Origin of the sequence: Aliikangiella marina (assembly GCF_007004765.1) — a bacterium.
Classification (GTDB): Bacteria; Pseudomonadota; Gammaproteobacteria; order Enterobacterales; family Kangiellaceae; genus Aliikangiella; species Aliikangiella marina.
Window position 1 is genome coordinate 778746 of sequence record NZ_VIKR01000001.1, and the last position, 14838, is coordinate 793583.

General features: G+C 37.0%; 12 protein-coding genes. All 12 read left to right on the top strand.

Translation table 11 applies throughout. The features are described 5' to 3' along the window. Positions 1-322 precede the first annotated feature (322 nt). Positions 323-2953, top strand: coding sequence for an SLBB domain-containing protein (locus FLL45_RS03465; RefSeq protein ID WP_185964306.1), 2631 nt, complete (start codon positions 323-325; stop codon positions 2951-2953). 74 nt (positions 2954-3027) lie between these two features. Further along, positions 3028-3384, top strand: a complete 357-nt coding sequence (locus FLL45_RS03470) for a four helix bundle protein (RefSeq protein ID WP_142888384.1) — start codon at positions 3028-3030, stop codon at positions 3382-3384. 371 nt (positions 3385-3755) lie between these two features. Then, positions 3756-4946, top strand: coding sequence for a capsule assembly Wzi family protein (locus FLL45_RS03475; protein ID WP_185964307.1), 1191 nt, complete (start codon positions 3756-3758; stop codon positions 4944-4946). Positions 4947-5105: 159 nt separating this feature from the next. Beyond that, on the top strand, positions 5106-6047 hold the full coding sequence (locus tag FLL45_RS03480; protein WP_142888386.1) for a Wzz/FepE/Etk N-terminal domain-containing protein: 942 nt from the start codon (positions 5106-5108) through the stop codon (positions 6045-6047). 62 nt (positions 6048-6109) lie between these two features. Continuing rightward, positions 6110-7351 carry a flippase gene (locus FLL45_RS03485; RefSeq protein ID WP_142888387.1) on the top strand — a complete coding sequence of 414 codons (1242 nt, stop codon included), beginning with the start codon at positions 6110-6112 and terminating at the stop codon, positions 7349-7351. A gap of 2 nt (positions 7352-7353) precedes the next feature. Further along, positions 7354-8415: a nitroreductase family protein gene (locus FLL45_RS03490; protein ID WP_142888388.1), complete on the top strand. Its 1062-nt coding sequence runs from the start codon at positions 7354-7356 to the stop codon at positions 8413-8415. 1 nt (position 8416) lies between these two features. Further along, positions 8417-9535: a polysaccharide pyruvyl transferase family protein gene (locus FLL45_RS03495; RefSeq protein WP_142888389.1), complete on the top strand. Its 1119-nt coding sequence runs from the start codon at positions 8417-8419 to the stop codon at positions 9533-9535. After that, positions 9535-10719 (top strand): EpsG family protein, encoded by a 1185-nt coding sequence (locus FLL45_RS03500; protein WP_142888390.1) that lies wholly within the window; start codon positions 9535-9537, stop codon positions 10717-10719. The genes FLL45_RS03495 and FLL45_RS03500 overlap by 1 nt, the downstream gene beginning before the upstream one ends. Further along, entirely contained in the window at positions 10720-11604 is an 885-nt protein-coding gene (locus tag FLL45_RS03505; protein ID WP_142888391.1) for a glycosyltransferase, read from the top strand. It abuts the gene before it with no gap. Continuing rightward, positions 11601-12752 carry a glycosyltransferase family 4 protein gene (locus tag FLL45_RS03510; protein ID WP_142888392.1) on the top strand — a complete coding sequence of 384 codons (1152 nt, stop codon included), beginning with the start codon at positions 11601-11603 and terminating at the stop codon, positions 12750-12752. Before FLL45_RS03505 ends, FLL45_RS03510 begins: the two co-directional genes overlap by 4 nt. After that, positions 12739-13866, top strand: coding sequence for a GDP-mannose 4,6-dehydratase (gene gmd / locus FLL45_RS03515; RefSeq protein WP_142888393.1), 1128 nt, complete (start codon positions 12739-12741; stop codon positions 13864-13866). The genes FLL45_RS03510 and gmd overlap by 14 nt, the downstream gene beginning before the upstream one ends. Positions 13867-13868: 2 nt before the next feature. Then, complete coding sequence (fcl, locus tag FLL45_RS03520; RefSeq protein ID WP_142888394.1) at positions 13869-14834, top strand: GDP-L-fucose synthase; 966 nt, start codon at positions 13869-13871, stop codon at positions 14832-14834. The last annotated feature ends 4 nt before the right edge of the window (positions 14835-14838 follow it).

The following is a 14838-nucleotide window of genomic DNA, read 5'->3' on the forward strand; positions in this document are numbered from 1 at the left end:
GTCTTCCATTCTCGATCCCAATCGTTAATTTACTCAATTACGTCAGAAAAGATAAACTCGTGCAGTGTGGATAGACAGTGGCGATTTAAGTGCCGTAACTTAAGGGCGGTAGCGTGCCTGGAGCCTTCTGAAATACAGGGAAAATAAGCTTCAGTTGATACGCTGGATTGAATATTAACCCTGGTCATGGATCGAGAATTGAACGATCAAAGTTATAATTTCTGGCGCATAGCACATAGCATTCGGCCTGGCTAGCGTTCCAGCCCAGCATTCTGAATTAACTAACAAATACCTAGAATTTAAGAAATCCATGGATATCAATATGCGATTGATTGTGTCAATTTCGACTTTTCTCATTTCTATTGTCGGTTACACTGGCAGCAGCTATTCACAGGCCGCTGAATTAGCCAATATACAAAGTCAATGCCGTAACATCACGCCACAGCAAAGACAAATGGCCAAGGCTGCTGGTTACGATGTCGATCAATTATGTTCATCGGTGAGTAACTTAAATTCGCAAGAAAGCACTCAGCAGCCTATTCGTACGGTGATTCCCAGAGGATCGGCAGTCGAAATGAATTCAAGAGGTGTTATCGGCGAGCCAACTGAACCGGTTTCTGAAGAAGTCGAGTTTGTTGCAGACCTAGTAGAAACCACTAAATTTATTGATGACAGTGGACTGACTCGTTACGGGTATGATCTATTTGCTGGCATTCCTACAACTTTTGCGCCTGCGACAGATATTCCTGTACCGGTCAACTATGTGATGGGGCCTGGAGACCAACTACAAATTCAATTGCTCGGCAAAGTCAGTCAGAATATCAATTTGACCGTAAGCCGTGATGGTACCATTAATTTTCCTGAGCTCGGCCCTATCTCATTAGCAGGTTTAAATTTCACCGAAGCAAAATCAAGAATTCAAGAGACCGTCAAAGAACAAATGATTGGCGTGAGAGCAGTAATTTCATTGGGCGAACTTCGATCAATCCGAGTCTTTGTTCTCGGTGAAGCATTCAAACCGGGCTCATATACAGTAAGCGCGTTGTCGACTATGACCAACGCGCTTTTTGTTAGTGGTGGTGTCAAAGAGTTTGGTTCACTAAGAAATATTCAGTTAAAGCGCCAGGGTGAAGTGATTACCACTCTCGATCTTTACGACCTCTTGCAAAAAGGGGATACCAGTGGTGATCAAAGGTTACAGCCGGGTGATGTTATCTACATTCCACCTGTCGGAAAAACCGCAGGCATTACAGGCGAAGTTAAAAGACCGGCAGTTTATGAATTAAAAAATGAAAATAACTTAGAAAGTTTAATTCAATTGGCTGGAGGTTATTCAGCTAGTGCTTATCCTAATATCTCTCATATCACTAGAAAAAGTAATAGTGGTTTTACGACAGTCATTGACGTCGACTTAACGACTAAGCAAGCTAAGTCGACTCGACTAAAAGATGGCGACTTAGTTGAGATCAGTACTGTTTTAGATGAGTACGAGGGGGTTGTTGGTTTAACCGGCACTTTCCATCGTCCAAGAAAAGTGAAATGGAAACAAAATTTAACCTTAGGTGATGTGATTACTTCTATCAGAGATTTCAAAGAAAATACCGATCTCAATATCGCCTTGATAATTCGCAAATCTTTACCGCTGCGAGAAATTTCGGTACTTCACTTTAATCCGCGATCTGTTATTGAGGGCGGCGAAGATAAAGATATTCTGCTAAAGCCTCTAGATAGAGTGGTCACTTTTAGTGCCTTTGATGCTTCCAGGCATTCAGGTTCTTCGTTAGACTTATTCAAAGAAACCGATCCTGAAATCGGTTCGATTGAAGAAGCCAACGCGCTTGAAGCCCAATTGGAAAAAGAAGAAATCGAAAGTAAAACAAACTTTCGAGTGAGTCTGCTTACGCCTGTGATTGAAAAATTGAAAGAGCAAACCTCTGACGGTCAGTTAGTTCGAATTGTGGAAATTTCCGGGAATGTTAGATTTCCAGGGGTGTATCCACTTTCTCAAAATATGAATACTCGAGATTTAATTTTATTAGCCGGTGGTTTAAGGGAAGCCGCTTATTTGGGTAATGCTGAAATTACTAGAAAAGATTTATCCAACTTTGAATCGGCAAGCGTTGAACATATTAACGTGAACTTAGCGGAACAATTAACAGGCCGAAAATCATTTGAGTTACAGCCAAAAGACAAACTAGCTGTGTATACAACGCCAGAGTATCGAGAGCGGTTAAATATTTCATTGCAAGGCGAAGTAAGATTTCCTGGAGAATACGAGTTTAAGCGAGGTGAAACTCTCTCGCAGGTGATCTCCAGAGCTGGTGGCTTTACCCCAATGGCGCATATTCAAGCCGCGGTTTTTACTCGTGAAGCATTAAAACTTCAAGAGTCAGCACGATTAGAAGAGTTACGAGAAAGAATGCGAGCGGATATTGCCGCAAGTGAGCTCGAAGAGGTTGCGGCAGGAGAGGCTGCCGGAATGAATAATGCAGAGGCCTTATTAAACGCTTTGTCTGAAACTGAAGCCGTAGGGCGTTTGGTCATTGATTTAGAAAGAATTGTTTCTAATGAAATGACAGATATTCAGCTACAAGATGGCGACCAGTTGATTATTCCCGCATTTCGCCAAGAAATTTCGGTACTAGGTGAGGTGCAGCATGCCACTTCGCATCTGTTCAATGAGCAATGGACGCTTGAAGACTACCTAGACAAAAGTGGAGGGCTTACAGGGCGAGCTGACGATGATCGTATTTATGTGGTTAAAGCCGATGGTTCAGTATTTTTGCCTAACCAAAGTGGTTGGCTAACCCATCAAAATGAAATGCTAAATCCGGGCGATACTATTGTCGTTCCATTGGATACCGATCGAATTAAGTCTCTAACGCTTTGGACTAATGTGAGTCAGATTGTTTACCAGTTGGCGCTTGGAGCGGCAGCGGTGAAAAGTTTATAGCGCTTTTCAGGAGCGAGGCACGAGGAGCTGGGAACGAGGGAAGAACATTAAATAAACTTGCCAAGGAGGGGCAAATGAATTTTGAAGATATGGAAGTTTGGAAAAGAGCGGTTAAGTTAAGTTCTAAAGTATACAAAGAAACATCTAAATTAAAAGATTACGGATTCAAGGATCAAATAGGAAGAGCAAGTCTTTCGATACCTAGCAATATTGCGGAGGGAATGGAAAGAATTTCAATTAAAGAATCATTAAATTTTCTTTCTTATGCTAAAGCTTCCTGTGGTGAACTTTACACACAAATTATTATCGGACAAGAAATTAACTATTTAAACACTGACACTGCAAGTCAGATGAAACTTGAATCGAAAGCAATTAGTAAAATGCTAGGCTCTTTGATTACCAAAAGAAAAAGTTTTATTAATACAAAGTAAATTAGAATAAAAGGTGTTAGGTTTTGGGAGGGAGTAGCAATAGGGCACAGTGTATTCGAGAAAAGGTTTTAATTCCTCGAACCTCGAACCTTGTATCTCGCTCCTACAAATTAATAATTGTTTTAGGATTATTATTTTGTAACGCAATTAGTGCTGAACCTTGGATCGACACTAGAGATGAATTCCTGCGGGCCGATATAGAAATCTTAGCAGATATTGGCGTGATTAAAGTGCCTATTTCAACTTATCCTTTGATGTGGTCGGGGATAATTAGAGACTTAGATTCGGTTAAAAGTGAGAATATTCCGATGGAATATCGAGCAACTTATTGGCGAGTTAAAAAAGCAGGACGAAAGTCAATAGGCGAGGATTTGCGGCAGCTTAAATTTTCACTTTCTGATAATGAAAACGTTATCAGGACTTTTGGAGACTCTTCTCGAGCCAAGAATGAGTTATCAGCAAGAAGAGCAGGGATGAGTCGGCATTTTGCTTGGAACGCTGAGTTGACTTATGCGGATGATCCGATAGATGGTGATGATGTACGAGTTGATGGATCATATATTTCATCTATCTTTGGTAATTGGATTGTTACTATCGGCGCAGTAGAAAAGTGGTGGGGGCCTAGTTGGAGTTCCAATAACATACTTTCGAATAATGCTCGGCCGCCTGTTGGGCTATCATTTCAGAGAAATTATTCGGACCAAGCTGACTCATCTGGTCTTCAATGGATCGGCCCTTGGACATTTAATGCATTTGTTTCTGAGCTCAATGATGAACGAGGTAAAGCAAACTCCAAGTTAATAGGGGCTTCTTTAACACTTAAACCTATTGAGTCTGTTGAGGTAGGTCTTCGCTCTACACAAGTTTCGACTGAAGATAAAAAAGTCGAAGCTTTTGATAGCTCTTTAGATGTGGCCTTGAGTAACAGAATATGCGTTTCTGAGATGAAAATAAATCCTCAGGAATGTCTAAGGTATTTTGATGAGAGTAGTCGTCAAATTAGTGGCTTAGATTTTCGGTGGAAATTACCCTTTCAAATACCCGTTGCCTTATATGGAAGCAGCTACTCGAACAGTAAGCTGTTTTCTACCAACAGTATAAATCAAGTTGGCTTGACATCTTCGCTGAAAATTGGGTTGACAAGGGTCAAATGGTATATGGATGTCTCTGATAAAAAGAGATTCAATGAGACTAACAACAGTTTAGAAAATTCTTTTACTGAGTTAGGTTTTCGATATAATAATTTGAGCTTGGGCTCAACTTTTGACGATTTTACAAGTGTAGTATCTCTAGGTTTAATTGCAACTATAGACAAAACTAATCAAATATCATTACATTTTACAAAGGGTCGAGATATTTTGCATATCCCTGCCTTTAGGGAAGGAATTGAAAATAATTCTTCTTCAAAACGCAAAAGTGACTTAACAGCACTAAAACTGATTTGGAAAATAAACACAGATAAAGGTGGTACTTTTAATATATCGCTTGAATCTTCGGATTTCGAGTCTCTGGTTAATAGGAATGAGGCAAGAATAGATTGGAACTATTTATTAAATAATTAGAAAGATATTCCAACGTGTAGTTTTGAAAGTCGAGTAAGTAACGCTATAAGATGGTGTTAGAAATTTAAGATGCAGAAAGGCTCTGCTTGAGTTTTAGTATTACAGCTAGTTGAGTAAAAATATACATTCGTTAAATAAGAAATTGGATAGTGTGTTAAGATGAGCATCGAAAAAAGTACTAGTGTGCCTTCGAATCAAAACGAGATAACCTTAAAAGAAATCTTAGATGCATTCTGGGAAAAAAAGTGGATTATAATTATAGTAACTTCTATTTTTGCTATATCTTCCGTATTTGTTGCTTTAAATATCCCTAATCAATATAAGTCAACAACTATTCTTGCACCCTCGTCAAATTCTGGCGTGAGTGGGCTTTCGAAGTTGGCCGGACAGTTCGGAGGCCTAGCTTCTCTTGCTGGAATAAATCTTAGTTCCGGCGGCTCAGACGATAAATCATTAATTGCCATAGAGCTTATAAAAACATGGGGGTTTTTAGAAAAGTTTATAAAAGAACAAGAAATTCAAATAGAACTTTTCGCAGTTGAAGGTTGGTCGTTACATAATGATAAGCTTCTCGTGAATGCTGACTTGTACGATGAAAGCCAAAAAAAATGGGTCAGAGAACCTGATTACGGTAAAGGGATTGGTTCTGAGCCGACTAGCTGGGAACTATATAAAGAACTAAAAGATCGAATAGAAGTTAGTCAGGATAAAAATACTGGGTTTATTAAACTCAGTCTTGAATATTATTCTCCCAAGCTAGCTAAGGCATGGCTCGATAAGCTGGTATTATCATTAAATTCTCACATACAACAAAAAGATCGAGAAGATGCGTTGAAAAGTATCAGTTATCTACAGAGCCAGATAAAACAAACAAATATTAATGAGATGCAAGCTGTTTTTTATCAACTTATTGAAGAGCAAACCAAAACACTCATGCTTACAGAAGTAAGTGATGAGTATGCTCTCAAAACGATAAGTGAGCCCAAAGTAGCCGAAGTAAGGTCCACACCTAATAGGGCATTAATATGCATTGTTAGTACTATTGTTGGCGCATTTTTTTCATCATTAATAGTTTTAATTCGGACTTACATTATTAAGTAGTTATTAATTAATTGTAGGTTCGCGTAAATATAATCTCACGAGAACCTAAAAGTAAAATTAGCGTGTATAGTCGTAAGCATATTTCATTTAATTCATTTTTCATATTTTTAGAAAAAATATGCAAAATGATAACTTACTTTGTTGTTGGTGTAATTGTTGCGAGAGAAGTTGGGCCAAATGTATTTGGCTTGTATAGTAGTATATTATCTGTGTCTGTAATTCTTGCCGCTATAGCCGCTCTAGGGCTAAACTCTCTGTTGGCAAAAGAATTTATTAGTAACTCGAATCTTAATCTTGTTGCATCTAACTCCTTAATAATTAGATTTTCCTCTTGTGTGTTATTTTCACTAATAAGTTTGTTAGTTTACAAATATGTGTTGAAGCTATCCACAGAGTTATCATTGTTAAGTTCGATGTTAATAATGCTAACGATGTCCCAAGTTGTGGATGTTTTTTTTGAGTCGAGACTAAAAAACAAAATTGTTTCTGCCTATAAAGTGAATGCATATTTTTTCGGGGCGGCTTTAAAAATATATTCAGCAGTATATTTGAAATCAATTTATGCGTTAGTTTTTTCTCAAGTGATGGAGCTTTTCCTTGTTTTCTCAGTGGGTTTAATCTGTTTTTTTAGGCTTGAGAAGTCTGTAGTTAAGCATATTGATTTATCAATAGAATATACAGTGAATCTACTAAAAAAATCATTTCCATTAATGTTATCCAGTATAGCTGTAATAATTTATATGAAGGTAGATCAGGTTCTTGTACTACATATTTTAGATGAAAGAAATGCCGGTTTATATGCGGCAGCCACAAGGTTGGTTGAAGGGTGCTTTGTGTTTTCAATGATAGTTATGCCGTCACTTTTTCCGAATATGATAAAGCTGCACGGTGAGAACTTTACAGAGTTTAATGTTTTTATTGGAAAAGTATTTGTTAAATTTGCCATCCTAGGCTTAATTGTTTCAGTTTTAGTATTTTTACTCTCAAGTGAGATAGTCAATCTCGTTTACGGAGTAAACTATACGGAAGCGTCAAACGTTTTGGCTATCTATGCTCTTAGTATCCCTATAGTATACATTGGTGATTTATTTAGTAGGTGGTTAATTATTACAGACAATTTAGTTCTGTCCATACTGCGTCACTCATTTGGATTAATAATTAATTTGTCATTGAATCTGCTTTTGATTCCAGTTGTTGGTATCGAGGGCGCCGCTGTCGCTTCAGTGTGCGGCTACTTGTCCTCGGTAGTTCTATTCTCACTAATCTCCTCTAGAGCGAGAAGCTTTTACATGTTTATGAAGTAAAGATGAAAACATTATTAAAAAAAATCGTCCCAGAGTCTCTTTTTTTGGTTTTAGTTAAACTTAGGGATGATGTTAATTATTTTAAATTAGTAGTTGCAAAATCTAATAAAATTACAGCGTATTTCTCATTACTCTGGAGTAGGCTGTATTTAAACGAACACTTTGCGTTTTTGAGGGGAGCGTATGATTATGAAAGTCGATTGCGCCATGGTAAAAGGAATCTATATTTTATTAGAAGAAATGTGCATAGAATAGAAAAAGGATTAACCATGATCCCCAGGAGGCAAGTATTCGCCCTCCGGTTTATACTTGAAACAGTTGAAGCATTTAAGTTTCTATCTGATGATAGTGGTCGGATTAAAACAAGTGAATATAATTGGGCAAAAACTGTTTTGGATGAGTATTTCGACGTTACGGATTCTGATCATGAGCAGTACCTTAAGGCACAATCGCTTTATCGCTCTCTTTCAACTAGTTTTGATAGCAAGGTGGAAGGACCGGTTGAATACAAAAACGAGATTGAAATAGATAAATACTTATCTTTAAAACTACTCTGCGAAAATCGAAAATCTGTGAGGTGGTTTAAAACGAAGAAAGTTAGTAAAAACCTAATAAATAAGGCACTTGAGGTGGCGTTGCTCTCTCCGTCAAGTTGTAACCGACAACCTTTTAAGTTTTATATTATTTCAGATCCTGAATTAGCGCGAGAGGTCGCAAAAGTTCCTGCTGGTACAGTAGGGTGGAGCGAAAACGTTCAGTGTATAGCTGTATTGGTAGGAGATTTGAAAGCTTTCTCCAATATTGCAAATAGGCACTCGATCTATGTTGATGGGACATTAGCTGTAATGCCTTTCGTTTTAGCTTTAGAGGCTCAAGGATTGTCTTCATGTATCATAAACTGGGCAGACAACCACGACAGAGAGAAAAAAATGTGTCAGTTGATTGGTTTAAGCGACAGTGAAAAAGTTGTCCTGTCGATTGCGATTGGACATGCTGTTGATGAAGTTTTAGTTCCATATTCAAAAAGAAAGTCAATAAAAGAAATCTCGGAATTTATAGAGTAATATGAAAAAGATATTTATTTTAAATGCGCAACCTGGCGGTAATAAAGGTGCGGAAGCAATGCTTGAGACTGTCGTGTTACAAATTGAAAAACAATTTGGCTCGGATTGTAAACTATACTTGGAGGCGCTAGGTGGATCTACGAGCTACAAATTATTCGCAGAGCGGCTTGGTCTAGATCTTAATTTTATTACATTTAATCCGAAAAAAGTCATTAAGCCTTATCACGTTCAAGTCACTGAATCTGATGTAGTTATAGATATTGGTGGTATAAATTACCATGATAAGTCAATAAAGGGCGTGTTAAGAAATTTTATACGTCACTCTTTCTTTCTTCGCAAAAATGCGAAGCTTGTTTTTTTTACACAGGATTTCGGTCCTTGTGAGAAATTATTGACGCGCATTTTAGCAAAATATGTATATAAAAGAGCTAGTAGCATCTTTATGAGGTCCGAAAAAAGTAGAAACCTTTTAATAGATTTAGTAGGAGATCAGAATATTAAGGGGCCTTTTCCTGATTGTACATTGATTTATCCTCCAGAATCTTTTTCCGAGCAATTTGAGAAACTCAATATAGAAAAATACTTTATCGTAAGTCCTAGCGCCATAATGTACAACAAATACGGGGCGGATTACTTGAGTAAAATATCTGATGTTATAAGGGGAGTATATAAGGATTATACGCCTGTCGTGTTAGTACATAATTTTACATCAAATGATGGGTCGTCTGACCTGAAAGTATGTAATATGTTGGTAGATAAAGTGAGAGATTGCGCACCAGTACTTTTTGACAAAGAGTTACCGCCAAGAGAGCTAAAATATATTTTGAGTAAATCATGTTTTACGCTTACATCTCGCTATCATGTGGTTGTTGGCTCGTTAAGTTGCAATGTACCCTCTATTGCGATTGGGTGGAGTCATAAGTATCAAGAGTTTTTGAAATTATACAATCTAGAGTCACTCAATTTGGATTTTAATGACAAGTTTCAAAAGAAAGTATTAAAAAAGCTTGAAGAATTTAAAGATAACGATTTTTATTCGAGGAGCATAGGGCAATCTAATGTCGCTCTTAAAAGCAAAGTAAAGGACTCATTCAGTTTATTATTCGATGAGATCCGGTAATGAATTTGGCGCTTGATAGTAAGCTTATTACGTTACTAGTCCTTGGCTCCATCGCTTTGTTTTTTTTTCCACTTCTTTTTTTATTTGCATCTATTCTTGTTCTTACAGCAAGTGAAATAAATAAATCACTCGCTTTTTCAATCATAGGAGGAGGGTTAGCGCTATTTTTTACATTAATTAATCTATTAAAAGTTCCTGAGTCTGATATGTTAGTGTACATAGATGCTATTAGAGAGATTCGAGGTTACTCTTTTTTTGATGTGATTCAATTCAATTTTGTTTCAATGCGTAGTATTGAATTTATTTTTAATTACTACATCTATTTTGTTTCATTTATTGATACAGGTGGATTTTTCTTCTCATTTCTGTCCGTTTTTATAATTTATATATTATTTGCGCTTTCTCTCGACAAAGTAATGCCTCTGGAATTGAGGGAGAAATATTTGATTTTTTTCTCATTGATTTTATTCTCAATTACATTTTCACTTTCTGGACATTTAGTTAGACAATATCTGGCCGCTTCTGTATTAATATATGGTATAGCTTCTTTTAAAGACTCGCCGGTAAAAGGTGGTTTATTTATATTAATGTCACCTTTCGTTCATATATCGGTAGCACCATTTGTGGTGCTAATTCCACTCCTCTATAAAAGTTTAAGCCGGAAAGCTTGGGTTTTGATCTCTGTATTTAGTGTTTTGATAGCTTTAGCTATGACCAGTTTTGTAGTAGTGCTCAGACCATATATGGAGATTGGCTTTGTTAAGGATGATGGAAGTATTCCAGTATTTTTAATAGTTTTTGATGCGATTCTTTTTTTTGGTTTTGTCTGCGTGCGAGTGTTGAAAACAGAGTGCTTTGAAAAGACAAAAGTGGTCTACTGCTTTGCGTTATTACTGGTTTGCTGTTTGATAGTGTCTCATGAGATAAACTTAATTTTCTTAAGATATTATTTTTTAATGGATTTTGTTCGAGCAGTATTTTTAATGTATCTAATCTATTTTTTTTCGACAAAAATAGATTTCAGTAGGATAGTCTCGTTTCTTGTTTTTACGGTTTGTTGTTTATTATTTGTTTACAGGCTCGACTCAAGTCCTTGGGATTATGGGGCAACGGCTTTGGAGATACTGTTTCTTACAGATGTGAAGGCTTATGCCGAACGAATTGGTATGGTTTGGGGAGTTTAGGTGTTAGCGAAAGTTTGTGTTTTCGGTTTTAATAGACCTCATCATGCAGAAAACTTACTTCGTAGTTTATCTGCTTGTAAATTAGCAGAAAAGACTGATGTTGTTTTTATAGTAGATGGACCTAGAAACAAAAAAGAATCTGTTTTATGTCTATCGACACTAGATTCTACGCAAAGCTTTGAAAGGTTATTTAAGTCGTTAACCGTTATAAAAAGAGAATCAAACTTCGGTCTTGCCAAATCACTTGTATCCGGTGTTTCACAAGTTCTTAATGAGTGTGAGAAGGTGATTGTGCTTGAGGATGATTTAGTTTTAACAACGGATTTTTTGAAGTACATGAATCAAGCTTTAGATTACTATAAGAATAATGATGAGATTGGCTCAATTAGTGCGTTTACAACCCCTATAGTTGGACTCGATGCAGAAAGTGTGTATTTCCACCCTCGCCCCACGTCTTGGGGGTGGGCTACATGGCGGGACCGGTGGGATAAATGTGATTGGTCATACTCTCCTTCCTCGTTGTTAGAGGAGATTGTCTTTTGGTTTAAGTCTCGGAAGGCAGGGCAAGACGTATATCGTATGTTTAAGAATAATTCGAAGAAAAAAATTAACAGTTGGGCGATTATGTGGACAGCGTACCACATTACTCACGATTTAAAATCCGTATGCCCAGTTACTACCAGAGTTAGAAATAACGGCTTTGATAGCGATGCTACCCATTGTTTTGGAATGAATCCATTTCCGTCAAATTTTCAAGCACAAACCGACTTGGATACTAGATTTGTTAGAGAAGTGTTATTTGATCGAAAAGTGATAAAACAGATTAATTATTATCATAGTAATATCTTTAAGTTTAAGAATAAACTTAGGCTTATTTTAAAATGAAAGTTTTATTAGTACATAATGAATACGGAAAGTTTAGTGGTGAAGAGAGTGTTTTTTTTGCACAACTACGGGCTCTAAAAAAGAATTCTGTATTGGTAGAGTCCTACGTGATCGACTCTACAAAAACGCCATCATCCATATCAGATAAAGTGATAGCTTTTTTCTCTGGTATTTTTTCAGTTGTCTCTTTTATTAAAATTTATAAACAGGTCAGAAAGAAAAAGATTGATATTGTACATTTTCATAATATTTATCCTTGGCTTTCTGTATCGTCTTTATTGGCTGCACGGTTAGCAAATGCGAAAATAGTTTTTACATTACATAATTTCAAGCACATTTGTCCGAGTGCGACCTTGGCCTTCAAAGGAAAATTGTATCTTAAGGGGGTGATAAAAGGCCCAGTTTATACTCTTTACGATAATGTTCAGGGTAATTATTTTAAATCGCTAGGATATTATTTACGGTTTAAATCGGAACGTTTGCTATGTATGACGCGCCTTGTAGATAAATTTGTGTTCATAAGTAGTTTGCAGAAAGAAATATATGATAAATATTGTGACAAGATGTCAAAAGCTGGAGTTGTTATTCCAAATTTTTTGGAGCAAGAAGTTTATGATATCTTAAATAATATAAGTGGAACTAGAGATTCAGACAGGGACAGTAAGATAAAGATCGGGTTTGTAGGTAGGCTCACTTCGGAGAAAGGCTTCGACTTGTTCCTTAAACTAGCAGAAAAACATAAAAGCAAAGAGTTTCTTGTTTTTGGTGATGGTGACGAGAAGGCTGCGAGTAATATTAGATATCAAGGTAACCTTCCAAGAAAAGAGTTACTGACAGCGTACGCTGCGCTAGATATATTGGTAGTACCAAGTGTTACATACGAAACTTTTAGTTTAGTTGCTTTAGAGGCTTTAGTTGCTGGACGAAAGGTCGTTGTGACGGACAAAGTTGGTATTTCTAGTTATGAGAATAAATTTGAAAATTTGACTGTTGTGTCATCCGAATCGGAGCTATTCGAGTACTTTGAGAATTATAAATTTCAAAGTGCCTCTAAACAAAATTTTGAACTTTGCGAATCCTTTCTAGAGAAAGGTTTCGTTGAAAAAACGATTGATTTATATGAGAGTTTAATACATGAGTGTAAATAAGAAAGCGCTAATTACGGGAGTTACTGGGCAAGATGGTTCTTATCTGGCTGAATTTCTGTTAGAAAAAGGTTATGAAGTACATGGAATAAAGCGTAGAGCTTCATTGTTCAATACAGAAAGATTAGATCATATCTATCAAGACCCTCATGAGGAAAATCCTAAGTTCTTTTTACATTATGGCGATCTTACAGACTCGTCAAACTTGACGAGAATCCTAAAAGAAGTCGAACCTGACGAAGTTTATAATTTAGGCGCACAGTCTCATGTTGCTGTTTCATTCGATTCTCCTGAATATACTGCTGATGTCGATGCAATTGGAACTTTAAGGCTACTCGAAGCTATAAGGTTTCTGGGATTAGAAAAGAAGACTAAGTTTTACCAAGCTTCGACCTCTGAGTTATATGGATTAGTTCAGGAGATACCCCAAAAAGAGTCAACGCCTTTTTATCCTAGATCACCTTATGCTGTTGCAAAAATGTACGCATACTGGATTACGGTTAACTATCGAGAGTCATACGGTATATATGCCTGCAATGGTATTCTTTTTAATCATGAGTCTCCAAGAAGGGGAGAGACTTTCGTTACTCGAAAAATTACAAGGGCTATTGCTAATATTGCCTTAGGGCTTGAGCCTTGCCTTTATTTAGGGAATATGGATGCTTTACGAGATTGGGGCCATGCGAAGGATTATGTCCGCATGCAATGGATGATGTTACAACAAGATAAGCCAGAAGATTTTGTTATTGCAACGGGGAAACAAATCTCCGTTCGTGAATTTGTTAGAATGGCAGCAATAGAATTGGGGATAGAGCTTGAGTTTCAAGGAAGCGGTGCAAATGAAGTTGGAATTGTTAAGTCTGTTTCCGGAAACCTAGCACCTGAGGTTTCTGCTGGGCAAGAAATAGTAAAGGTAGATCCCCGATATTTTCGGCCTGCAGAGGTTGAAACTCTACTAGGTGATCCGACGAGGGCTAAAGAAAAGCTCGGTTGGACTCCAGAAATTTCGGTAGAAGAAATGTGTAAAGAAATGGTATTAAGTGATTTGGAAAGAGCTAAGCGTCATGCCTTATTAAAAGATCATGGGTATGACGTAACCGTAAGTAGAGAAAGCTAAAAATGAAAAAGACGCGAATATTTGTGGCTGGTCACAGAGGAATGGTTGGCTCTGCCTTAGTGAATCTACTTAAAAAAGATGCAAATGTCGAGTTGGTTTTAAGAGACAGAAATCAGTTGGATCTACTAAATCAAACGCAAGTATCAAAATTTTTTAAAGAAGAAAAAATTGATCAAGTTTATTTAGCTGCTGCTAAGGTCGGAGGAATAGTAGCAAACAACTCATTTCCTGCTGACTTTATTTATGAAAACCTAATGATTGAATGTAACATTATTCACTCATCATATAAAGCAAAAGTTAAAAAGCTATTATTCTTGGGCTCTTCTTGCATATATCCTAAGCATGCACCACAGCCAATGAATGAACAAAGTTTATTGACCGGTGTTTTGGAACCAACAAACGAGCCTTATGCTATAGCAAAAATCGCAGGTATTAAGCTGTGTGAAAGCTACAACAGACAATATGGTACCGATTTTCGTTCTGTAATGCCCACTAATTTATATGGCCCCAATGATAACTTTCACCCAGAAAATAGTCATGTAATTCCGGGATTATTAAGAAGGTTTCATCAAGCAAAGATAAATAACGAAAGTAAGGTAACAGCTTGGGGAACGGGTAAGCCAATGAGAGAGTTCTTGCATGTAGATGACATGGCAAGGGCTTGTGTTTTTGTGATGAATCTTAAAAAAGATGAGTTCGACAAAAACATAGAACCTATGCTTAGCCATATTAATATAGGTACAGGAGTTGATTGTACTATAAGAGAACTAGTGGAAACAATTGCTTCAGTTGTCGGCTTTACAGGTAACATAGAATTTGACGATTCCAAACCAGATGGAACTCCCAGGAAATTGATGGATGTTAGCCGATTAAAATCCTTAGGTTGGCAGTCTACTACAAGCCTTGAACATGGACTTTCCTCTACTTATGAATGGTTTTTAAGCAACATTGAACAGTATCGAGGATAGTCGA

Bases quoted from the DNA above. Each gene is read 5' to 3' on its own strand.
- FLL45_RS03465 (WP_185964306.1), top strand. From the start codon at position 323: ATGCGATTGATTGTGTCAATTTCGACTTTTCTCATTTCTATTGTCGGT.
- FLL45_RS03490 (WP_142888388.1), top strand. From the start codon at position 7,354: ATGAAAACATTATTAAAAAAAATCGTCCCAGAGTCTCTTTTTTTGGTT.
- FLL45_RS03480 (WP_142888386.1), top strand. From the start codon at position 5,106: ATGAGCATCGAAAAAAGTACTAGTGTGCCTTCGAATCAAAACGAGATA.
- gmd (WP_142888393.1), top strand. From the start codon at position 12,739: ATGAGTGTAAATAAGAAAGCGCTAATTACGGGAGTTACTGGGCAAGAT.
- FLL45_RS03510 (WP_142888392.1), top strand. From the start codon at position 11,601: ATGAAAGTTTTATTAGTACATAATGAATACGGAAAGTTTAGTGGTGAA.
- FLL45_RS03495 (WP_142888389.1), top strand. From the start codon at position 8,417: ATGAAAAAGATATTTATTTTAAATGCGCAACCTGGCGGTAATAAAGGT.
- FLL45_RS03470 (WP_142888384.1), top strand. From the start codon at position 3,028: ATGAATTTTGAAGATATGGAAGTTTGGAAAAGAGCGGTTAAGTTAAGT.
- fcl (WP_142888394.1), top strand. From the start codon at position 13,869: ATGAAAAAGACGCGAATATTTGTGGCTGGTCACAGAGGAATGGTTGGC.
- FLL45_RS03500 (WP_142888390.1), top strand. From the start codon at position 9,535: ATGAATTTGGCGCTTGATAGTAAGCTTATTACGTTACTAGTCCTTGGC.